Source organism: Pseudooceanicola lipolyticus, assembly GCF_002786325.1.
GTDB classification, from domain to species: Bacteria; Pseudomonadota; Alphaproteobacteria; order Rhodobacterales; family Rhodobacteraceae; genus Pseudooceanicola_C; species Pseudooceanicola_C lipolyticus.
Genome location: NZ_PGTB01000003.1, coordinates 67,698 through 87,423, shown reverse-complemented (window position 1 = coordinate 87,423; position 19,726 = coordinate 67,698). Strand labels below are relative to the sequence as shown.

Genomic DNA, 19,726 nt, shown 5'->3' with positions numbered 1-19,726 from the left:
CTGGTTGTGCTCGCAATCGCGGCACTTGTGAAGTACCTGCGCAAATAGCCGAATGAAGTCAGATGAGTTATTCAATCGACCGTTTCTTCGAGGGCGCCAACCTAGACGAGGTTGAAGCTCGCACACGGCAGGCGCTGGCCAACGCGGGCTTTGGCGTCCTGACAGAGATAGACGTGAAGGCGGCAATGAAGAAGAAGCTCGACAAGGACATGGATGGCTACCTGATCCTTGGTGCCTGCAACCCCGGGATGGCTCGGCAGGCAATCGGGCTGGAACCCAAGGTGGGTGCGATGCTGCCCTGCAATGTGATCCTGCGCAAAATACCCGGCGGCGTCGAAGTCTCGGCCGTCGATCCGCAGGCATCGATGCAGGCCATCGAAAACACCGAACTCTCCGCCGTAGCGGGCAAGGTTCGTGACAGGCTGGCTGGCGTGGTTGCTGCTATCTGACGATTTCAATAGCCAGAAATGGGCGAAAACATGAACGATTTCTTCACTAACGCCGCGATTTCCCTCGCCGCGTTGATTGCAACATCCCACCTCGGCGACAAGGCGCTGAAGCGCTCCCCGATAACGGAGGTGTCATCATGAAACACAACCATGGGGGCGGCGACTACAAGGCTGGCTCGATCACACTCGGCGGCGCGGTTGCGATGGGTACTGGGGTCATGATCGGTGCTGGCATCTTTGCCCTGACTGGCCAGATTGCCGAGTTGGCAGGGACCCTGTTCCCAATCGCCTTCATCGTCGGCGCAATTGTTACCGGTTTCAGTGCCTACAGCTATGTAAAGATGTCGAATGCCTGGCCCTCGGCAGGGGGCATCGCGATGATCCTGCAGAAGTGCTACGGCCCCGGAGCAGTGGCCGCTGGTGCTGCTCTGTTGATGGCATTGAGCATGGTCATCGCCGAAAGCCTAGTCGCCCGGACCTTCGCTGCCTACCTTCTGCGTCCTTTCAACATTGACGGTGGACCACTGGTGCCGATCTTGGCGGTAGGCGTGATCCTATTCGCATTCCTGGTGAATATCGCGGGAAACCGTTCGATTGGTCTTTTTTCTCTGGTGATGGCTGCGATCAAGATCGGCGGTATTGCCATTTTCGGGTTTGCAGCTCTTTGGTCAAGCGGGTTTGACTTCGCTGCGGGCACGGAAGACATCAGTGCCCATGGCGCCACTGGGTTCATGGCCTCCGTCGCACTCGCCATCTTGGCCTTCAAAGGCTTCACGACAATCACCAATAGCGGCGCTGAGATCACCGACCCCCATCGTAACGTCGGCCGGGCAATCGCCATCTCGATCGCGCTGTGTGTCGTGGTGTACCTCCTAGTGGCCTTCGGCGTCGGTTCGAGCCTGACCATCGACCAAATCGTTGACGCTCGGGATTATTCTCTGGCCGAGGCCGCTAAGCCCGCCCTTGGCGAGGCGGGGTTCCTCCTGACCGTCTTGCTCGCGGTCGTGGCCACTGCTTCGGCCGTCCTAGCCAGTGTTTTCGCGGTGTCGCGAATGCTGGCCATGCTGACTGACATGAAGATGATCCCGCACAGCCATTTCGGCATGACGGGCCCGATCCAGCGCCACACCCTTGTCTATACGGTGGTGGTTGCCTCAGGGCTGGCAGTGTTCTTTGACCTAGGCCGGATCGCATCACTCGGTGCGTTCTTCTATCTGGTCATGGACATGGTGGTCCATTGGGGCGTATGGCGTTTCCGCCGGGAAGACATCGGAGCCCGGAGTCCGATTTTGATAGCGGCATTGTGCTTCGACGCCATCGTGCTAACTGCATTTACGGCAATGAAGTTGCAGAGCGATCCCATGATCGTCATCCTCGCCGGCGCGGGGATCTTCACTGTCTTCTTCTTCGAGAGGAGCTATCTATCGAATTGGCTCGCTCCGCAGTATGGCAACCGCGATGAATGATGAATAACGTAGTCCTGAAACAAGGTTATAGTCGGCAGACCGCAGTCTGCGGGATAGGTGTACACGCCTGGAAAACGCAGTGTACGGGGGACAGTAGTGACCATTGTGTCGCGAGATCCCATCTTGCTGGCTGACGACGAAAGGTCCCCATGCGCCTGCTCGCCATCATCGTCCTGACCAGCCTCGTGATGCTGGCTGCCTTCCCGCAAATGTCTGCGGCTGGGCCCGCGATGCATGAATGCGCGGCCTGCCCAGAGGCGATCATCGATGCAAATCAGCAGGCCCCGGCGCACCGGCACCAGGTCGACGCGCCTTGTTCTGACATGGCGACCTGCGCAGGCTGGGCCCTTGTCGATACCAGTCAGCCTCTCCATAGCGCCAACCCGCCACGCCTCCGTCATGCGTGGCCGGAGCCACGAAGTGGCACGACGATCAGTCTGTCCCTTGACCTCCCGCCTCCTCGCGCCTGAGCCAGCTCCAGTTGAACCTGGGTCGTTTCCGATCGACCCATCATCAGAGCGCGCGGCCCGCAAAGCCGTGCAGGGTCAGGATACTATCATGAACAAATTCACCCTCGCCGGGGCCGCGATTCTTGTCGTGGCGCTTGGTGCTTATGCAGTCACTCGCTCCTCCGAGCAAACCGCCCCCGTGCAGGAAACCATGGCGCCAGCGGAGGGCGCGCCCATGGTTGCCGTCACTCTTCCCGATACGCTGTCGCCCGAGGGGACGATGGGGAAGCGGGCTTTCGATGCGGTCTGCGCTGATTGCCATGGTGACAATGCCGCCGGGAAAATGGGGTTCGCTCCGCCATTGATTCACAAGATCTACGAACCGTCGCATCATGGCGACATGGCCTTCCAGATGGCGGCTGCGAATGGCGTACGCGCGCACCATTGGAAATTCGGAGACATGCCGCCGCAGCCCGGGGTGACCCGTGCGGATGTGACGTCGATCATCGCCTACATCCGCGAAGTACAGCGCGCAAACGGGATCAACTGAAATGAAAATGACGCGACGTGCGTTCTGCGCAGGTCTGACCTTGGCGCCGCTGGCACGCCCTGTACAGGCTCAGGACATGCCCCTCTTGACCGCCAGGGCAGCTACTGTGCAGCTTGCCCCGGATGGCTATCCGGCGACGCCGGTCTGGAGCTACGACGGGACGATCCCTGGCCCGGTCATCCGCGCTGCTCAGGGCAGCCGGTTGCAGCGGCGACTTGTGAACACGCTGGAGGTTCCGACCTCGGTTCATTGGCATGGCATCCGTATCGACAACGCCATGGATGGTGTCGCGGGTTTGACCCAGAACGCGGTGCCGCCCGGCGAGAGTTTCCACTATGCCTTCGATCTGCCCGATGCGGGAACCTACTGGTATCACGCCCATACCAATTCGATGGAACAGGTCGCGCGGGGGCTTTCCGGAGCCCTGATCATCGAAGAGGCGACGCCGCCTGATGTGGATCGGGACGAAGTCCTGATGATCGACGATTGGTTGCTGGACCCCGACACGGGCCTGTTTGTCGATGATTTCGCAGCGCCGATGACGCGCAGCCACGGAGGCCAGATCGGCAACCTCGTGGGCGTGAACGGGCGCTATGATTACAGGCTTCCAGCCCGGCAGAACGAGCGGCTGAGGCTGCGGCTGATCAACTCGGCCAATGCCCAGATCTTCGGTCTGAAACTGGAAGGGCTGACCGGCTGGACGGTGGCTCTAGACGGTATGCCTCTCGATACGCCAGAACCGGTGACGGATACGCTTGTGCTTGCGCCGGCACAGCGCATGGATCTGATTGTCGATGTCACCGCCGAGGAAGGGGAAACCGCAGGACTTCTCTTTGCCTCAGCGGATGATACTTGGCGCGTACTGGCTGAAGTTTCTGTCGAAGGACGTGCCGCGTCAGTGCCGCGCGGTGCGCCTCAGCCCTTGCCGCGCAATCCGGGGATGGAGGTCACAGGCATCGACTCCGCGTCTGTCCTTGAGATGCCGCTACAGGGCGGTGCGATGCGCGGCGTGGAGAGCGCAACCTTTAACGGGCAAAGGCTGGGCTGGCAGGAGCTGGTTCAGAAAGGACAGTTCTGGGCCCTTGCTGGACAGGCTGGGCTGGGGGAGACACCTTTTACCACCCTGTCGCGCGGAGAAACGGCCCGCATCCGCATGACCAATGACACGATCTTCCCGCACGCGATGCACATGCACGGGATGCATTTCCGGGTGCGCAAGGCGGACGGCAGCCTTGGCCCTTTGCGTGATACGGTTCTGGTCATGCCCGACGAGACGACGGAGATTGCCTTCGTTGCCGACAATCCGGGAAAGTGGCTGCTGCATTGCCACATGCTGGGGCACGCAGCGTCGGGCATGACGAACTGGATCATGGTCACATGAAGGGCCTGATCGCACTTGCAGCAATTCTTGCAAGCTGGGCGCAGGCCGTTGCGGCAGAGGAAGGCATGGATGGCGCAGCTCTGTATCAGGAGAACTGCGCATCCTGCCATGGGGCAGAACTTCAGGGGCAGCCGGACTGGCACAGCCCCGGCCCCGACGGCCGCCTTCCCGCGCCACCCCATGATGCAACGGGCCACACCTGGCATCATGGCGACGAGATCCTGTTCCGCATCACGCGGGACGGGACTGCCGCGGTGGTCGGCGGGGGCTATGCAAGTGACATGCCCGGCTTTGGCGACGCGCTGACCGATGCGGAGATCCGAGCGATCCTCGACTACATTAAATCCACCTGGCCCGAGCGCGAACGCGCCTATCAACGTGAAAGAACTCAGCAGGAATAGGCCGAAAAAAGTCAACTTTTAGGGAACATCCACCCACTGGAAGGTTGTTATTCCCCTAAACGAACTCGGAGGTGACGATGGCCTATTCCCGCTTTTTCCTGATGATTGCCGTGTCTACGGTCCTGATGTTCGGGTTGATGTACCTGAACACGTATCTGGTCAGCCATATCTTTTGGTCAGAAACACGCGCCTATATGGCCATCGTCATGGGGGCGGTCATGGCCTTCGTCATGCTGGCCTTCATGCTCGGCATGTACAAGAACCGCACGCTCAATATTGCGATCTTTGCTGGCTCCATCATCGTTTTCGCAGGGGCGCTCTGGCTGGTGCGCAGTCAGGTAACTGTGCAGGACCGCGCCTACATGCGGGCGATGATCCCACACCATTCAATCGCCATCATGACGTCGTCCCGTGCAGAACTCACCGATCCCAGAGTGCGCACCTTGGCCGATGACATCATCTACGCCCAGGATAAGGAAATCGCGGAGATGCGTTATCTGATCGCGGATATATCGGCGAATGGAGAGGCGACCCCCGCCGGGGAGGAACCGGCTGCCGAACTGAAATCCGCTCAAGACGCCCTGTCCAGCGAGGTCGTTTCCAAGGTCGATCCGGAGTTCCTGACGCAGGCAGATATCGCCCAGGTCTTCCCGGATGGGGTCGCGTGCAGCTTCACCTACACTGAAACGAGCCCGCCGGTGTTCGCGTCCGGCAACGACACTGCCCTGGTCAAGATCAGCGGGGATCTTGTCCGCCTCGATGGTGCGGGAGAAAGCTTCACGGCTGACCCGATCACGATACAGGTGCGCGACACGGAAGATGATGGCCTCCAGGACTTCGTCATCAGCGCGGGTCCTGACTACGAAGCCGGTTTCCGCGGTCAGTACGCCTGCACGAATTGAGGAAGATGATCATGCCAAAAGATACCACGAAAACCGCCGTTCTCTACCGCATGGTCATGCCTGAGCACACATGCCCCTTTGGTCTAAAATCTAAAGATTTGCTGGAGCGCAAGGGCTACACCGTCGAAGATCACCACCTGAAGACCAAGGACGAGACCGAGGCCTTCAAGCGCGAGCATGACGTCAAGACCACGCCGCAGACCTTCATCGACGGGGAACGGATCGGAGGTCATGACGACCTGCGCATTTTCCTCGGGATCGATCCGCCCAAGGAAGACCAGAGCGACACGACGTATCGACCTGTCATCGCTATCTTTGCAGTCTGTGCCCTGCTGGCGCTCGGGCTGGCGTGGCATCAGTACGGGACCATCCTGACCTGGCAGAGCTTCCAGTGGTTCATCTCGCTGTCCATGACCGTGCTTGCGATCCAGAAGCTTCAGGACGTCGAGCAGTTCTCGACCATGTTCCTGAACTACGACCTGCTGGCGAAACGTTGGGTGCCCTACGGCAAGGTCTATCCCTACGGCGAGGCGCTGGCTGGCATCCTGATGACTGCGGGCGTCCTGACATGGATTTCCGCGCCCGTTGCGCTGTTCATCGGGACCGTCGGAGCGGTCAGCGTATTCAAGGCCGTCTACATCGACAAGCGAGAGTTGAAATGTGCCTGCGTCGGCGGGAACTCCAACGTGCCGCTCGGCTTCATTTCCCTGACCGAGAACCTGATGATGATCGTGATGGGCCTCTGGATGGGCCTGCGCGCCCTCGGGGGCTGAGATGAGAAACGGGGGCGTCGTCGCAACGCCCCCGGTGTCTTTCTGGCTTAGCCAACGTGCTCCGGCGCGACCGTGGATGTGAAGGTGGCAGTGACCAGTAGGATCACGAGGAAGGCCGCGACCTCCCACCGGATTGACGCCCTCAGCGGGCCGGGGTTTCCGGTCTCGGCCAGGGCCGGGGTCAGCCGAAGCTTGTTCAGCCCAGCGAGGCCGAGAAGCAGGGCCACGACTGCCAGTTTCAGCGTCAGGAACTGCCCCCACGGTTGGGTCAGGACCGCGATCGGATCGCCCGCCAGGATCACCAGGATCACGACGCCCGCCACGACAAGCAGCCCGACCATGACAAGCGCTGCCTGACCGAACCGTTCGACAGTGCGCACGGCTGCCTCGTTGCCGCGGCCAGCCATGTCATGGAGCGGATAGAAGCCCCCGATCCAGAAGCTCGCGGCCAGGATGTGGATGACGAAAAGCGTCGAAAGCGCCAGCCTCGGATCTCCGGTCGCGTGACCACGCAGCGCGAAACTGATGGCAACAAGAATGACGCCAAGGACCGCCACAGGTCGTGTCCAACCGCGATTGAGCGCGATGGTCGCGATGGCCAGAAGGCCGAGAATGTCGGCCTCCACCGACAGGCTGAGCGGGCTGAAGAGCGCGACCTGAAGCATCATCGGATCAAGCGCGCCGCCGAAGCCCCCGTAGAAGAAAGCCGCCCGCAGCGGAATGTTCAGCGCGCTGAACACAATGCCAACGACGGCTGACCATGCTGCAAGCCGCCTGAGGCGACGGCTTGCAGCGGCATCCAGCTCCGTCAGGAGCCAGAGGTTGATCACGGAGCCCGCCGCAAGCAGGACACTGACATACATCCCCGCCTTGACGAGGATCGAGGCGATCTGCACCGGTTCCAGTGCGGCAAGAACTCCGCCCATGATCAGTTCGCGACCTTGAACGCGAAGCTGCCATTCATCGGGTGGCCGTCCGGCGACATACCGCGCCAGTCGATCTTGTAGGTGCCCGGAGCGAGCTTGGGCAGCTGGCCTTCCCAGGTCTTCACGGCTTGGTTCGCGGCAGGACCGTTGATCTTGTAGGTCTTACCGTCAGGTGCGGCCATCGTGACGGTGGTGATCTGCATGGGATCGGTGAACATCAGGTGCATGACCTTGGTGTCCGCGCCGACCGTCTGGCCGTTGCCCGGCATGGTCATCATGCCCTTGCCGTGGGCCAATGCAGCGCCTGCGCTCAGGGCCATACCGACCGACAGTGCGGCGGACGTCAGGATAGTACGAAGTTTCATTGGGGTGCTCCCTTGGTTGGTTCAGGTTGAAAAGGCTGCGCCCTCTCCGCGGCTTCGGAGGAGCCGAGAGGGCGCAGAAAAATCAGAACATGAAGTTGATGCCGACGACGCCGGTCAGCTCGTCGACTTCATGGCCATGATCGCGCAGAATGTCGGCTGTGCCGCCGAAGGCGCGTTCGTAGTTCACGCCGACATAGGGCGACACGCTGCGGCCGATCAGGTCGTAGCTCAGTCGCAGTCCCAGCTCGACAGAGCCGCCGCCCGCCGCGATTTCGCGCGCGGGATCATCCGCCAGCGGCAGGCTGACTTCGAGAGACGGCGTCAGGATCAGCCGGTTGGTCAGCAGAGCCTCATACTCCACCTCCGCCCCGAGGTAGGGGTATTCGGAAACGTAGAGCGCCGCTTCGACTTCGAACCATTGCGGCGCGAGGCCAGTGACGCCGAAAGCGCCATAGTAGCGCTCGGGCGCGCCGTCCGGCGTGGAGGCGGCGACCCCGATGAAGCCATCGAAGAAATCGGTGATCGGCTTCTGGAGGCGGATCTGGTTGTCCATCTCTTCGAAATCGCCACCTTCGATCTTCGCGCCTTCGCTCTTCCAGACGAGCCGCAGCTCGTCATTGCCCGTCCAGGCCTCGAACTCCCAGGCAAAGGAGTTCTCCTCATTGCCCATCCGGTATTCGAGCTTGTCGGTCCGCACGCCCCAGACGGTCGGTGACATTCCCGGCTCTGCCACCGCAGAAGTTGTGAAAGCCAGCCCGAGCGGAAGCCCGAGGGCCATTCCAAGCAGTCGTTTTTTCATGTGATTGGTTTCCTTGGAATACGCGCCCATCAGGACGGGCCGCCTTCGACGATGACCTTGCGGAACATGCCGCCGGCCATGTGATAGGAGAGGTGGCAATGGAAGGCCCACTGGCCGGGGGCATCGACTTCGGTCTCGGTGTAGAGCGTCGTTCCGGGTGCGACGCTGACCGTGTGCTTCACTGGGTCGTATGCCCCTTTGCCGGTGTCGATGATCGACCACATCCCGTGCAGGTGCATCGGATGCGCCATCATGGTTTCGTTGACGAACTTGAAGCGGACACGCTCGCCATACTTCAGGCGGATCGGATCGGCGTCCTCGTATTTCACGCCGTCGATCGACCAGATGTAGCGTTCCATGTTGCCAGTGAGGCGGATCTCGATCTCGCGGGTGGCGGGGCGATCGCGGTAGAGCGGCTTGCGCGCCGTGAGGTCTTCGTAGCCAAGGAACTTGCCGCCATTGGCCGCCGTCGGGATCAGCCCGCTGCCCGGTGCATAGAAGGCAGCGCCCGGTGCGCCTTCAGAAGGAACGACGGGCATGCCAGCGGACATGTCCATGCCGCCCATATCCATCCCGGAATGGTCCATGCCCGACATGTCGAAGCCGCTCATGTCATGGCCGGAGTGATCCATCCCGGACATGTCGAACCCGCTCATGTCCATGCCTGAGTGGTCCATCCCGGACATGTCCATGCCGCCCATGTCCATTCCCGAATGATCCATCCCGGACATCATGCCCCCCATGTCTGCCATCGTGAGCAGAGGCTGTGGCCGCATCTTGTAGTAGGGTCCGACCATGCCTGCGGACGGTGCCAGGGTGCCCCGCACCATCGCGGTGCGGCCCGCACTTTCGCCGATGATCGAATAGGCCTTGGCCTCGCGCGGCTGGACGATCACGTCATAGGTTTCAGCCACGGCGATGCGCAGCTCGTCCACCACGACCGGCTTCACGTCATTGCCGTCGGCCTGCACCACCGTCATTTTCAGGCCGGGCACGCGCACGTCGAAATAGGTCGTCGCCGAGGAGTTGATCAGGCGCAGGCGCACCTTTTCGCCGGGCTTGAAGATGCCGGTCCAGTTCTGCTGGGTGCTGGCCCCGTTGATCAGCGGCGTGAAGCCCTGAACATCCTCGATATCCGTGGGCATCATACGCATGGCGCCCCACATCTTCCGATCCTGAAGGGCGGCTTTCAGACCCTCCGCACCTGCGTCTTTGATGAGATCCTGCGCCGTACGCTGCGAACGGTTGTAGTAGTCTGCCGAAGATTTCAGGTTTCGGAAGATGCGCGATCCACTATGCGGATGCTTATCGGTAAATTGCACCACGTAGTCGCGGTCCGTCGGCACGGCCTCGCCGCCTTTCGGGGCGATCACGATGGCGCCGTAGGCGCCGTCGGGCTCCTGGAAACCCGAATGGCTGTGGAACCAGTAGGTGCCGGCCTGTTCGATCGGAAAGCGGTAGGTGAAGGTTTCGCCGGGCTTGATGCCGTTAAAGCTGATGCCCGGCACGCCGTCCTGCTGGAACGGCAGGATCAGGCCATGCCAGTGGATGGACGTGCTTTCGCGCAGATTGTTCTTCACGCGGATGACGACGTCTTCGCCTTCCTGGAAGTGCAGGATGGTCGGGGTCTGGCTGTTGTTGTAGCCGATGCCGTTCTTCTTGAAGGTTCCGGTGTCAATCCGGACCTTGTCGACAGTGATGTCATAGGTGCCAGCCTGCGCGGGCAGGCCGAGGGCAAGCCCCAGCACTACGGCGAGAGGCCGCAGGAAGTTCGTGTGTTTCATGTGTTTTCCGTGAGCGCGGACCAAAAAGATGGCCTCGCAAAGAGGAGATCACTGCCGAGCAGCGAAGGGAGGGAGAAGGATCAGGTGGGCCAGAGGTTAGAACCTGAAGAAGGCCGCAAATGATCGGATTGCCAGACATAGCCGCTCGGGCACGCCGCAATCAACGCCGGACAGGCGCGCTCAGGCCAGAGGAGGCCGAAGGAAGGAACGAAGAACGGACTGCAGAGGCATGCTCGGTTCGGCTGGATTCAGGTCCGCGATCCGGAAATCTTTGTGCAGGTCGACAGCAGACGTATTTCCAGACTGATCTGTGCAAGCAACGCTGGCACAATGAAGCAGTCCCATTGGCTTGGGCTGCTGCTCAGTCTCGAATGCAGTGTCGACCACCTGATCCTGAAGAACGGATATTTCGTCACCATGCACGTGCTGAGCCGCAGGCTCTGCACAATGTTCGGCCATCGGCATCACATGCGCAAATGCACTCGTCACAACGAGCTGCAATGCAACAAGAATGATGAAGACCCTACCGAGCACACAGTTTCCTTTCGTCCATCGACGATAAACACTTCCCGGCGGTCGGCCGTCAAGTAGGAAGAAGCCCTCCAGTTGCTGGAAGCTGACGACTATGTGAAGTCGATACTTCGCTCTATCTAGAGCGGCTACCCTTGGTTTGATCCAATATCTTGCGCTCAGGAACAACTCTCGCCTCTTTGGTGGTCGCTCCGTGTACTTGGGCCTCTTGCTCCTTGGTGACGTTGGCGAGCCTCTGGACGGGGATATGCCTTCCGGCCTTCATGCCTTGAGATAGCAGCTTGGCAGCATAGTCGCGGGCAGTCTCACGGTCCTTTTCCGAAACCCCTTCAGCCCGGAGCCGCGCGTCCATTTGGGCCAGAACGCTGGCCGGACCTTTGGCGGCATGATCCCCCGGTTCGTAGCGCTTGATGCGGTCTTCTAGCCGATCGGATTTGGTGTCCTGCTCGCGCTGCTTGTCGGCCATAGGTGTTTCCTCAGTGGTTGCCTTTGCCGCAGATTTTCCCTGTGACGCCCGTTGCGGCGGTGTTTCACGCTCGATGTCTTTGGCGTCCCAGAGGCGGCGGTGTCCCTGGCGTTCGACTTCCTCTCCCGTCTTCTGATCCCTGGTCTTGTAGGTCACGGGCTCGACGCCGGGAGAGAAGAAGGTCGCGCGGTCGCCGACTTTCAGGTCATGTTTTTCGAGCGCAGCAGGAAGGGTGACGCTCCAGATATGCTCTTCCTTGCCTGCCGTGTTGGTCAGGGCGACGAAGGGCACGGGGTCCGCCCCTTCGCGGTTGCGATAGGGAGTGGTGCCGATGTCGGTGATCTTGCCGGAGATGCCGTCAGAGTAGCTTTGGCGTGGCGCGGCATGCTGGTCTTCGCGGTCGGGCGTTTTGCCATTGGCGGAAATGGGCGCGCGGTCTGTCCGCTCGATGGCGCGTTCTCCGATCATCTGGGACCGGCGGTTGGCTTCTTCCTGGTCCTTTTCGGTGGGACGATAGCCCTGAACCTTCAGGCCCTGGGCAGTGCCTTCAACCCACATCTCGCGCCGAAACTCCTCCGGCCCTTTCGCCTTCAGGCCTTGCCAGCCGCGATGCGAGGCAAGCTCGATCATGTCCATTGCTGTCCCGCGATCCGCATTGCGGGTGCTGAGCTGGTCGCCCTTGTCGATGATCGCAGGCCGGGCGTCATCATAGGAACGGTAGAGGTCCTGCTGCCCCTTCGCCTTCGTGACGAGAAACCTGTCGTGGTAGCTGACGGGCAGGTCAAAGCGATCCTGATCCGGTTTGGCCTTTGGTCTCTCGTTTGGCGTGATCGAGCCGTGGTCTTTGGGTTGCTTTTCCGGGCTGGCCTTCTCCGCGATCTGATCATGATAGCCGGTCCAGAAGTCCATGTTGGTCTGCGTCATGCGGGAAGGGGCCGCGCCATCGCGGTTGAGGTCGGTGAGATCCTTGCGGACGCTGTCGAGCGTGGGCACGGACTTCTGGATGTCCCTCCCGATGGTGACCGTGTGGGCGACGGTGCGCGCGCCTTTATCCGTGGCCTCGATCACGCGCGGGTGCTGGCTGGCATCGGCATCCGCGAAGGCACGCCCTGCGGCGGCGGCCGAGGTGAAGCGCTCTTCCTTGTCGATATGCGCATAGGAGAGCGTGAAGCTCGTGCTCTTGTCCGTCTCAGGCATTCCGTTTCCTTTCGGCTTTGGCGGGGGCGACGTCACAGCCGAGGGCGGCGAGGATGTCCGCCGCGCCCTTGCGTGTTCCGACCTGTCCGGCCTTGTTCAGCTCCTTGATTTTCGCCTGTGCCTTCTGCCCGCTCAGTGCCAGCCGGTCGAAGGAGATGCCGTCGGGGTTGGCGATCTCTTCGTCGGTCATCGGCACTTCGGCAGGTTCGCCATTGGCGACGTTCGCGGCTTGGAAGGCTTTCAGACCGGCCAGCTTGTCGAAGTTGGTCTGCAGGGTGGAGACGCTCTCGCGCAGCATCGCGTTCTCGTCTCTCAGGGAAGCCACAGCTTCAGCCAAGGCGTTGCGGTCGATCTTGGGAACCACGGGCGGCGGCACCTTGGAGCGTTCGAGAAGCGCCGCTTCGGCATAGAACCTGATCTTCTTCGCCCGGATCGGTGGGTGTCCGGCGACGAAAACCAGGGCCTCGCTCTGGTCCATTTGCAGCAGCTCCTGCGGCAGCATGAGGGAGCGTTTCTGCTCGCTGTGGCTGACGGTCGTGCCCTTGCGGTTGGCGAGGTATTTGGACTTGGACTCGCTGCGGGCCTCTACGCCATGCGTGCCGAGCCGTTCCGACAGGTTGCGCGCCTCTTTCACCCCCTTCGGGGTGAAGACGATGCTGACGCCGGAGTTGTCCATGTAGGCATCGGCGCCGTCCTGGCCGTAGATGTCGGCCAGCTGGGCCGGGGTCTGGACGATGGTCAGGACCTTCATGCCGTAACCTGCAAAATAGCCGATGCCGCGCTTGAAGGCCGGAAGCTCCCCGACCGAGGCGAACTCGTCCATGCAGAGCAGGATTTTGTGTTTCAGCGCCGGATTGTGCTCGGGCAGCTCCTGCATGTTCGCATCGACGCAGGACTGGAAGATGAGGTTCATCAGCGGCCCGAGGCGACCGAGGTTGTTGGGGGTAATGCCGACATAGATCGTCATCCGTTTGCGGCGCAGATCGGCGAAGGCGAAATCCGAGGCGGCGGTCGCGCGGTCGAGCATCGGGTTGGCGAAGACGCCAAGATTGGCGGTGATGGTGGATTTCACGCTCTCGAAGGTGTTTTCGCTTTTTGAGAGGAAGTCGTTGAGGGTCGAGACGGTCTGAAGCGACAGCGGACGCCCGGAGGCCTTCCTGACTTCGATCCGCTTCCGGAAGGTCTGGACGAAGTCCGGGGTCAGGGTGAGCTGGCGATAGATTTCCCCCAAGGTGAAGGGCCGTTCCGGCGTTTCGGCCAGATAGCCGCCGACGCCGACAAAGGCCGTCTGTGCCGCCCGGTCGAAGAACGGGTCTTTCGAGGCCACCGGAATGAACAGATCGGCCAGCCGCTGAAGATCCTCGATCTGGTAATCGGTGCCGCGCCGAACCGTCGAAAGCGGGTTCCAGCGATGCGTACGACCGTCCGGGTCTAGGGGATCGAACAGGAACACCTCTTGGCCGCCTGCCTTGCGGAAGCCTGCGGTCAGGGTCCAGTTTTCCTTCTTGATGTCCAGGACCACGGCAGAGTCCGGCCAGTTGAGGAGGTTCGGGATCACCACGCCGACGCCCTTGCCGGAGCGGGTCGGGGCATAGAGCAGGACGTGTTCGTCGCCGCCATACACCAGCAGGTTCTTGTGCGTCAGATGCCCTGCCTTCTGGATCTTGACCGCGCCGCCTTGCTCGACTGCGCGGCCCCATTTGTCGATCCGCTTGCCATAGTGACGGGAGGGCAGAGAGCCGGTGAAGCCCGCGATGAGGCCTGCCTTCGATCTCATGCCCGCCTGCCGGATGTCGCGGGCGCGTGCGAACTCGGCGCGGCCATGCACGTCCGGCTTCGGCTGCGCCTTAAGGATGGCGGCAGCGATGACGATGGTCGGCAGCAGCCCGGCATAGCCGGAGAGCTTGATCCATTTGACCGTCTCGGGATCGGTGTATCCGGCCAGCGCAGCCTGCGGCCAGAGCAACAGGTCGCGGGGCAGGTGGAGCGGAACCTTCAGCCCCCACTGCATGACATAGGCGGCGGTGATGAGCCCCCCGGCCACGGCGAACACGACCGCGGCCGAGATGGCGGCAGCCCGCGCGGGTGTGCCAAGGCGATGCCAGTTCTGGACGATCATGTGGCACCCCCCAGCTTTCTGTGGGGATCGAAATAGACCTCGGTTACCCTGCGCCCGGCGGCGGTCTTTTTGATCTGCACCACTACGTCGACCATCTGGGTGAGCATGTCCTTGATCTCTTCGCGCTTGAGGTCGCGCCCGGCTTCGCTTTCCTTCACCAGAAGGGCCAGCTGCTCGAAGGCCAGCGCGGCGGAGTCGGCGTGTATTGTGGTGATCGACCCGCCATGCCCGGTATTGACGTTGCGCAGGTAGTAGAAGGCGGAGGCGTCGCGCAGCTCCTGCAGGAAGATGCGGTCGGGCCGCATCCGGAGCGCGCTTTCCAGCAGATCGCGGGCCGTGACCTTGGCCTCGCCCTGACCTCCCTTGGAATAGATCATCCGTACCACGTTGGGCTGCGGAAGCTCCAGCTCGACGGTGTCCTCGATGGTGATCAGCCGCTCATCGTTCGGGATCAGCGGGATCAGCGCCTTCGAGAAGGTCGTCTTGCCCGAGCCGGTGGAACCCGAGACCAGGATGTTCTTCTTTGCCAGCACGGCGGCGTTCAGGAAGGTCTTCCAGTCGCCGTTGCGGTGATGGTCAAGCAGGGCTTCATCCTCGCCAGACAAGGCAGAAGGGGCGTTGGTGACGCTCTCGAACATGCCCTGACCCAGAAGCTCATCGAGCGTGAAGGTCCGCTGCGCCGGTTTGCGGACGGTAATGCTGACAGTGCCCGCCGGGACGGCAGGCGGCAGCACGATCTGGATGCGCTCGCCCTGCGGCAGGGAACCGGAGAGGAGTGGCGTCGTCTCGTTGACCTTCTGTCGGGAGAAGGTCCCCACGGTCGCGACGAGGCCGGTCAGGAAGGCGTAGGTCAGGTCGGGCAGTTCGACCCGCTCCCATGTCCCTTGGGCATATTCGACGAAGACCTCGCCGGGGCGGTTGATGCAGATTTCCAGAACGTCATGGCGGTCTAGGAAGGGCGACAGCGGGGCCATGTGAGAGGCCAGCGCCGGGGGCACGGGCCTGTCTTGCGGCAGGACGGGCGTACTCATCATTTCAGCCGATAGACGTCGGAGAAGTCGAGATCGCGGGCCACCATGACCGAGACCTCCTCGCCCTGGTTCTTTCGCAGGATCACGGGCACGTCGATGGTGCTTTCCAACTCCGTCTGGGCGAGGCTGCGCGCCGCCGCGCGGGAATTTTCATTGGAGTCATCATCGCCATCGCCGGAGGTGGTGGCGACGATCAGGGCATCGTCGATGATCGACAGCATCATCGTGCCGCCGAAGCGGGTCCAGAACTGGGTGTCGATATCGCCATCGAAGCCGGTACGACCAAGGGCATCGGCACCGGGCGAGCCGAGGTTCACGATCACGCCGTTCGGTGTTTCGGCTCGGGTCCAGATGACGAAGAGGCGCTTGCGGCCCCGCTGCATCCCGCCCTTGTACTCGCCTACGATACGGGTGCCGCGATCCAGCAGGATCACCGCGCCGGTGGTCGAATAGACATCGTCGGTCACGGTGCAGCGGACCATGCCGGGGGCCGTGGAATCCATCGCCGTGTCGAGCGAACAGGGGATCGTCGTGCCCTGTGTCACGGTCAGGTTCGGATGGGCGAGAACGGTGGCCTTTTCCGATTGCCGGTCGCTGGTGACAAGCTCGGCCGCGAGGCCGGTCAGCTTGCCGCCCGCGCCTTCGGTCGAGCCGCCAAAGAGATTGGCCCCGGCATCGGTGCCCGCTTGGGCAGCCGATCCGGCGAGCCCTGTCAGGTTTCCCTGATAGGCCATGACGGGCGCGCGCTTCGAGGACTCGTAAAGCTGTTCGGCCTCGCTCGGCTCGGACGGGGCCAGTTGTTCTTCCCGGCGCACGCGCTCGATCGGGCCGACCGGCGCGTCTGGTTCGGGTTCAGCTTTTTCCGGCTGGGCTTGCTGCTCCTGTTCTTGGGGCAATTCCGCAGGCTCGAAATTCTGCCCAGGCCGGATCGTGGTCTGCTGGCGCTCGGTTTCCTCGGGCGGCGCAGGCTCTTCGTCGGAGGGCCATTGGAGGAAGGCCATCGTGCCAAGAAAGACCAGGCCAGCCGCGACGAGAAATTTCTTGTTCTTCTCGTTGAGCCCGGCGGATTTCGCGCTGGTGATCGAGGAGATGCCGCGCTCGCCCTCGATGCCGTTGTCCATGGGTTCGTGTGTGCCATCCTGCGGTGCTTGCTCTTCAGTCGTCATGATCACTGTCCGATGATTTCGCGCTGCACGGAGTGGCTGGTGGTGCCGGTGCCGGTGTAGCCACCAGGCGAAGATCCCAGACCCATGTTGTAGATAGCGGTGACCTGGTTCCCGAGGCGCAGGCGCATTTCGGGGGCCACGTCATGCACGATGATCTGGTTCTTGCGGACCGTGGTGTTCGCCATGCGCTCGGTGCCGCTGCTGTCCACGACAAAGACCGAGGGCATCCGGTTCATCCGCGAGAAGGACAGAACCGTCATTTCCCCGTTGTCGTAGGCCTGCGACGGCTGGAGGTCATGCGACCCGGCGACCAGATAGCGCCAGTTCTTCGAGCCGGAGGTTGCCACGGATTCCGCCAGCCTTGCCTTGGCGGCCTCTTCCTGCGCCCGCGCTTTCTGGTCTGCGGCTTCGGCGCGACGGCGGTTGGCCTCGTCGGTCGGATAGGCAAACCTGATCTGGAAATAGACATCCTTGGAGTTGTTGGTGATCGCGCCGTCCCGGACGATCAGCTCGAAGGAATAGGTCCGGGTGGTGCCATCCTCGCGCATGGTCGCGATCTGGAGGTTGGTAGGCGGGTTGGCCTCGCGCGGCTTGAGGTAGAGAATATTGCCGCGCGGTACGATCTCCCAGGCGACGGTGTCACCGCTGCCCACGTCGATGATTTCTTCGGTCTGGGAGAAGACGACCTGTACGGAGGTTCGCAGGGTGCCGACGACACGGACCACGTCCCATTCGTTGTAGCTGACAGAGCGGACGCGGCTGTCGGAACGCGACGGGTTCGGAATGTCGAGCGCTAAGGCAGGCGCGGCGGCGCTGAGCGCCAGACAGGTGATGAGGGCTGTACGCAGGATCATTCCGTCACCTCCGGGTCGGCCCGATAGGTGCTGACGATGAAGCCCAGGGGGTTGATCGTACGATCCTCGGTGCTGATCTCCGCATCGGCGTCGAAATCGAAGCCGATGGTCGAGACCCAGAGGCTTTGCGTCGTCAGATTTTCCCGCTCGTTGCTCTCGGTCTTGTAGAACCGGACCTGTGCCAGTCCGTCGTTCAGGAAGGAGATCGAGCGGATCTTGATCTCGGCCTTGGTGTCGGTGCCATAGGCGTATTGCGGGCTCTTGGGGTTAGAGCCGTTGTAATAGGTCGAGAAGCGTGCCTGTTCCTCGGGCGAGGACATCAGCGTCACCTCGTGGAAGATCGCTTCCCGTTCGGCATAGGTGTAGCCTTCGCGCTCGCGGACATAACGGGCGAGGAAATAGCGGGTGACGGCCTCGTCATAGGTGGTTTCGCCGTCACTCAGCCGGGTCATGACCTCGGGCACACCGCTGGCTTGATCGACCCGGATGACGAAGGGCACCACTTCCTTGAGCGGAGCCATGAAGCCGACAGCGGCGACGCTGGTCAGCGCCATGACGCTGGCGGCCCCGGCGATGATCCAGGCCGTCCGCTTGGAGCGTTCGGCGGCGAGGCGGCTGTCATAATCGAAGCTGCGGGCCTCCTTCAGATAGGCGGCAAGGTCCTTATCCTGCGATACCGTCATGCGTCGTCTCCCTCCCGCGTGTCCGCGATTTGGGGCGTGACGCCGATTTCCTTCTGCTTATCGAGGACGGCGGCCTGATAATCCCATTTGGTCGGGTTCAGAGGGCGGACGACCGAGCCTTTCACATCCGGCAGCGGCGTCGTCGTGGCGCAGGCCGAAATGCTGAGGACGGCCATCAGGAGGACAAGTTTCTTCATCGCGTAACCTTGGAGTCTAATCGTGGAAGAGGTGGATTTGTCCGCCTCAGCTCTGTCGTGTCGCGGAGCCACTGGCGGGGGGGGTGCTGCCTCCCTGTCGGGGTGCCGCATTTCCCAGAAGCTTCCGCTCCACGAAGCGCTGCGCGGCGCCGGTCGAGGCACCGGCCCCGGCGCTCAGCGCCGCCGCGATGGAGGGAAGCAGGAAGAAGAAGATCGTGCCGCAGAACATCGTGACCATGAAGGCTGAGATCGAAGCGGCCCCGTCGTTGATGTTGAAGTTCGTGTAGACGTCCCCGACGAAGGCCGTGATCGTCATCATGAGAACCGTCACCAAGAGCTTCAGGAGGGTGAAGTTCAGCGACTGGCTAAGCCAGGCGAAGAACCATCCACGTGTGACGTCGAACAGGGCGAAGGCGATGAAGATCGGACCAATCGCGGCCATCAAGGCCAGTCCAAAGTGCACGACCAAGCTGACGACAAACGCCAACGCGGCAAACGGCACGGCAATGAGGATCAGAACGATGGAGAGGACATATCCGTAGATGGAGCCGGCAAGGCCGGAACCGTAATGCTCCTGAACCTCGAGGCTCAATTTACCGGCCATCGCCATGACGGGATCGGAGGGCAGGTCGGTCGAGCCGCCGGTCAGCGTTTCCACGAAATCGGGGATGCCGTTGAGGATCGTGTCCCCGACCCAGGACGAGTAATCGCCGGCGCTGGACACGAGGGTCCAGATGATCGCCAGCTTCACGCCGCGCAGGGTGAAATCCATCAGCGGTTCGTGGATGGAGCCACGGATGATCGCCCAGCCGTAGAGAAACAGGTAGATCGTCAGGGCCGCCGTCAGCGGTGCAGTCAGCTCGGAAGAGATGGTACTGCTGATGTCGTTCATCTTGTCGGTGAGACTGTCAGCAAAATTGTCGTAGAGCGCTTGCAGCATGGTGGCGGTCCTTCCGTGTCCCGGTTCAGTCGAACGAAGGGTCCCCGAATGTTTTTTGGAAGCCTTCGCGATCCTGGTCTCGCTTGGCCTGCTGCTCCGCCAAATCGGCATTGACGCAATTCGCGTCCTCAGATGCCCGATCAGAGACTTCGCAGGTTGCCAGCATCTCAGCGCGTTCTTCCGGGTTGGACGAATAATAGTCGACGGTCCGGTTCTCCTCCTCCTTGCAGCCCATGAGCAGGACGGTGGCGGTCAAGGCCGCGAGAATGGGGTTCTGGGGCGTCATGGTGATCTCCT

General features: G+C 61.8%; 21 protein-coding genes. 7 read left to right on the top strand and 14 right to left on the bottom strand.

The genetic code is table 11. The features are described from left to right. Positions 1-62 precede the first annotated feature (62 nt). The 7 genes from CVM52_RS02745 (at position 63) to CVM52_RS02710 (ending at position 6,371) form a co-directional block, all read left to right on the top strand. The gene (locus CVM52_RS02745; RefSeq protein ID WP_100161063.1) at positions 63-449 is read left to right on the top strand and encodes a DUF302 domain-containing protein; all 387 of its coding nucleotides are present in this window, start codon (positions 63-65) and stop codon (positions 447-449) included. A gap of 137 nt (positions 450-586) precedes the next feature. Next, positions 587-1,915 carry an APC family permease gene (locus CVM52_RS02740; RefSeq protein ID WP_007803526.1) on the top strand — a complete coding sequence of 443 codons (1,329 nt, stop codon included), beginning with the start codon at positions 587-589 and terminating at the stop codon, positions 1,913-1,915. Positions 1,916-2,473: 558 nt separating this feature from the next. Then, complete coding sequence (locus CVM52_RS02730) at positions 2,474-2,914, top strand: c-type cytochrome (protein ID WP_100161098.1); 441 nt, start codon at positions 2,474-2,476, stop codon at positions 2,912-2,914. 1 nt (position 2,915) lies between these two features. Then, a complete protein-coding gene (locus tag CVM52_RS02725; RefSeq protein WP_100161061.1) occupies positions 2,916-4,295 on the top strand; it encodes a multicopper oxidase family protein in 1,380 nt (459 codons plus the stop codon). Next, positions 4,292-4,696 carry a c-type cytochrome gene (locus CVM52_RS02720; RefSeq protein WP_133119770.1) on the top strand — a complete coding sequence of 135 codons (405 nt, stop codon included), beginning with the start codon at positions 4,292-4,294 and terminating at the stop codon, positions 4,694-4,696. The genes CVM52_RS02725 and CVM52_RS02720 overlap by 4 nt, the downstream gene beginning before the upstream one ends. Positions 4,697-4,773: 77 nt before the next feature. Next, on the top strand, positions 4,774-5,598 hold the full coding sequence (locus CVM52_RS02715) for a DUF6692 family protein (RefSeq protein ID WP_205964853.1): 825 nt from the start codon (positions 4,774-4,776) through the stop codon (positions 5,596-5,598). Between the two features lie 11 nt (positions 5,599-5,609). Next, positions 5,610-6,371, top strand: coding sequence for a glutaredoxin family protein (locus CVM52_RS02710; protein WP_205964852.1), 762 nt, complete (start codon positions 5,610-5,612; stop codon positions 6,369-6,371). A gap of 47 nt (positions 6,372-6,418) precedes the next feature. On the opposite strand, the gene CVM52_RS02705 is transcribed toward CVM52_RS02710, so the two are convergent. From CVM52_RS02705 to CVM52_RS02640, 14 genes are all read right to left on the bottom strand, one after another. After that, positions 6,419-7,297, bottom strand: coding sequence for a CopD family protein (locus CVM52_RS02705; protein WP_100161060.1), 879 nt, complete (start codon positions 7,295-7,297; stop codon positions 6,419-6,421). A 2-nt stretch (positions 7,298-7,299) separates the two neighbouring features. Then, entirely contained in the window at positions 7,300-7,662 is a 363-nt protein-coding gene (locus CVM52_RS02700; protein ID WP_100161059.1) for a copper resistance CopC family protein, read from the bottom strand. Positions 7,663-7,744: 82 nt separating this feature from the next. Further along, positions 7,745-8,461 (bottom strand): copper resistance protein B, encoded by a 717-nt coding sequence (locus CVM52_RS02695; RefSeq protein ID WP_240620842.1) that lies wholly within the window; start codon positions 8,459-8,461, stop codon positions 7,745-7,747. Positions 8,462-8,490: 29 nt separating this feature from the next. After that, positions 8,491-10,245 (bottom strand): copper resistance system multicopper oxidase, encoded by a 1,755-nt coding sequence (locus CVM52_RS02690; protein ID WP_100161058.1) that lies wholly within the window; start codon positions 10,243-10,245, stop codon positions 8,491-8,493. Positions 10,246-10,425: 180 nt separating this feature from the next. Further along, the gene (locus CVM52_RS02685; protein ID WP_100161057.1) at positions 10,426-10,779 is read right to left on the bottom strand and encodes a hypothetical protein; all 354 of its coding nucleotides are present in this window, start codon (positions 10,777-10,779) and stop codon (positions 10,426-10,428) included. Positions 10,780-10,891: 112 nt separating this feature from the next. Next, a complete protein-coding gene (locus CVM52_RS02680; RefSeq protein ID WP_100161056.1) occupies positions 10,892-12,439 on the bottom strand; it encodes an LPD7 domain-containing protein in 1,548 nt (515 codons plus the stop codon). Continuing rightward, positions 12,432-14,558 carry a type IV secretory system conjugative DNA transfer family protein gene (locus CVM52_RS02675; RefSeq protein ID WP_100161055.1) on the bottom strand — a complete coding sequence of 709 codons (2,127 nt, stop codon included), beginning with the start codon at positions 14,556-14,558 and terminating at the stop codon, positions 12,432-12,434. Before CVM52_RS02675 ends, CVM52_RS02680 begins: the two co-directional genes overlap by 8 nt. Then, positions 14,555-15,589, bottom strand: a complete 1,035-nt coding sequence (gene virB11, locus CVM52_RS02670; protein WP_100161054.1) for a P-type DNA transfer ATPase VirB11 — start codon at positions 15,587-15,589, stop codon at positions 14,555-14,557. The genes CVM52_RS02675 and virB11 overlap by 4 nt, the downstream gene beginning before the upstream one ends. Beyond that, a complete protein-coding gene (virB10, locus tag CVM52_RS27595; protein ID WP_240620841.1) occupies positions 15,589-16,710 on the bottom strand; it encodes a type IV secretion system protein VirB10 in 1,122 nt (373 codons plus the stop codon). Before virB10 ends, virB11 begins: the two co-directional genes overlap by 1 nt. Before the next feature lie 47 nt (positions 16,711-16,757). After that, complete coding sequence (virB9, locus tag CVM52_RS02660; protein ID WP_100161052.1) at positions 16,758-17,609, bottom strand: P-type conjugative transfer protein VirB9; 852 nt, start codon at positions 17,607-17,609, stop codon at positions 16,758-16,760. Next, entirely contained in the window at positions 17,606-18,292 is a 687-nt protein-coding gene (locus tag CVM52_RS02655) for a VirB8 family type IV secretion system protein (RefSeq protein WP_100161051.1), read from the bottom strand. The genes virB9 and CVM52_RS02655 overlap by 4 nt, the downstream gene beginning before the upstream one ends. Next, on the bottom strand, positions 18,289-18,489 hold the full coding sequence (locus CVM52_RS02650) for a hypothetical protein (RefSeq protein WP_100161050.1): 201 nt from the start codon (positions 18,487-18,489) through the stop codon (positions 18,289-18,291). The genes CVM52_RS02655 and CVM52_RS02650 overlap by 4 nt, the downstream gene beginning before the upstream one ends. A 46-nt stretch (positions 18,490-18,535) precedes the next feature. Continuing rightward, positions 18,536-19,429 carry a TrbL/VirB6 family protein gene (locus tag CVM52_RS02645; RefSeq protein WP_100161049.1) on the bottom strand — a complete coding sequence of 298 codons (894 nt, stop codon included), beginning with the start codon at positions 19,427-19,429 and terminating at the stop codon, positions 18,536-18,538. Between the two features lie 25 nt (positions 19,430-19,454). Continuing rightward, positions 19,455-19,715, bottom strand: coding sequence for an EexN family lipoprotein (locus CVM52_RS02640; protein ID WP_100161093.1), 261 nt, complete (start codon positions 19,713-19,715; stop codon positions 19,455-19,457). Positions 19,716-19,726: the final 11 nt, after the last annotated feature.

Coding starts and splice junctions, on each gene's coding strand:
- CVM52_RS02745 (WP_100161063.1), top strand. CDS start 63: ATGAGTTATTCAATCGACCGTTTCTTCGAGGGCGCCAACCTAGACGAG.
- CVM52_RS02740 (WP_007803526.1), top strand. CDS start 587: ATGAAACACAACCATGGGGGCGGCGACTACAAGGCTGGCTCGATCACA.
- CVM52_RS02730 (WP_100161098.1), top strand. CDS start 2,474: ATGAACAAATTCACCCTCGCCGGGGCCGCGATTCTTGTCGTGGCGCTT.
- CVM52_RS02725 (WP_100161061.1), top strand. CDS start 2,916: ATGAAAATGACGCGACGTGCGTTCTGCGCAGGTCTGACCTTGGCGCCG.
- CVM52_RS02720 (WP_133119770.1), top strand. CDS start 4,292: ATGAAGGGCCTGATCGCACTTGCAGCAATTCTTGCAAGCTGGGCGCAG.
- CVM52_RS02715 (WP_205964853.1), top strand. CDS start 4,774: ATGGCCTATTCCCGCTTTTTCCTGATGATTGCCGTGTCTACGGTCCTG.
- CVM52_RS02710 (WP_205964852.1), top strand. CDS start 5,610: ATGCCAAAAGATACCACGAAAACCGCCGTTCTCTACCGCATGGTCATG.
- CVM52_RS02705 (WP_100161060.1), bottom strand. CDS start 7,297: ATGGGCGGAGTTCTTGCCGCACTGGAACCGGTGCAGATCGCCTCGATC.
- CVM52_RS02700 (WP_100161059.1), bottom strand. CDS start 7,662: ATGAAACTTCGTACTATCCTGACGTCCGCCGCACTGTCGGTCGGTATG.
- CVM52_RS02695 (WP_240620842.1), bottom strand. CDS start 8,461: ATGAAAAAACGACTGCTTGGAATGGCCCTCGGGCTTCCGCTCGGGCTG.
- CVM52_RS02690 (WP_100161058.1), bottom strand. CDS start 10,245: ATGAAACACACGAACTTCCTGCGGCCTCTCGCCGTAGTGCTGGGGCTT.
- CVM52_RS02680 (WP_100161056.1), bottom strand. CDS start 12,439: ATGCCTGAGACGGACAAGAGCACGAGCTTCACGCTCTCCTATGCGCAT.
- CVM52_RS02675 (WP_100161055.1), bottom strand. CDS start 14,558: ATGATCGTCCAGAACTGGCATCGCCTTGGCACACCCGCGCGGGCTGCC.
- virB11 (WP_100161054.1), bottom strand. CDS start 15,589: ATGAGTACGCCCGTCCTGCCGCAAGACAGGCCCGTGCCCCCGGCGCTG.
- virB10 (WP_240620841.1), bottom strand. CDS start 16,710: ATGGACAACGGCATCGAGGGCGAGCGCGGCATCTCCTCGATCACCAGC.
- virB9 (WP_100161052.1), bottom strand. CDS start 17,609: ATGATCCTGCGTACAGCCCTCATCACCTGTCTGGCGCTCAGCGCCGCC.
- CVM52_RS02655 (WP_100161051.1), bottom strand. CDS start 18,292: ATGACGGTATCGCAGGATAAGGACCTTGCCGCCTATCTGAAGGAGGCC.
- CVM52_RS02650 (WP_100161050.1), bottom strand. CDS start 18,489: ATGAAGAAACTTGTCCTCCTGATGGCCGTCCTCAGCATTTCGGCCTGC.
- CVM52_RS02645 (WP_100161049.1), bottom strand. CDS start 19,429: ATGCTGCAAGCGCTCTACGACAATTTTGCTGACAGTCTCACCGACAAG.
- CVM52_RS02640 (WP_100161093.1), bottom strand. CDS start 19,715: ATGACGCCCCAGAACCCCATTCTCGCGGCCTTGACCGCCACCGTCCTG.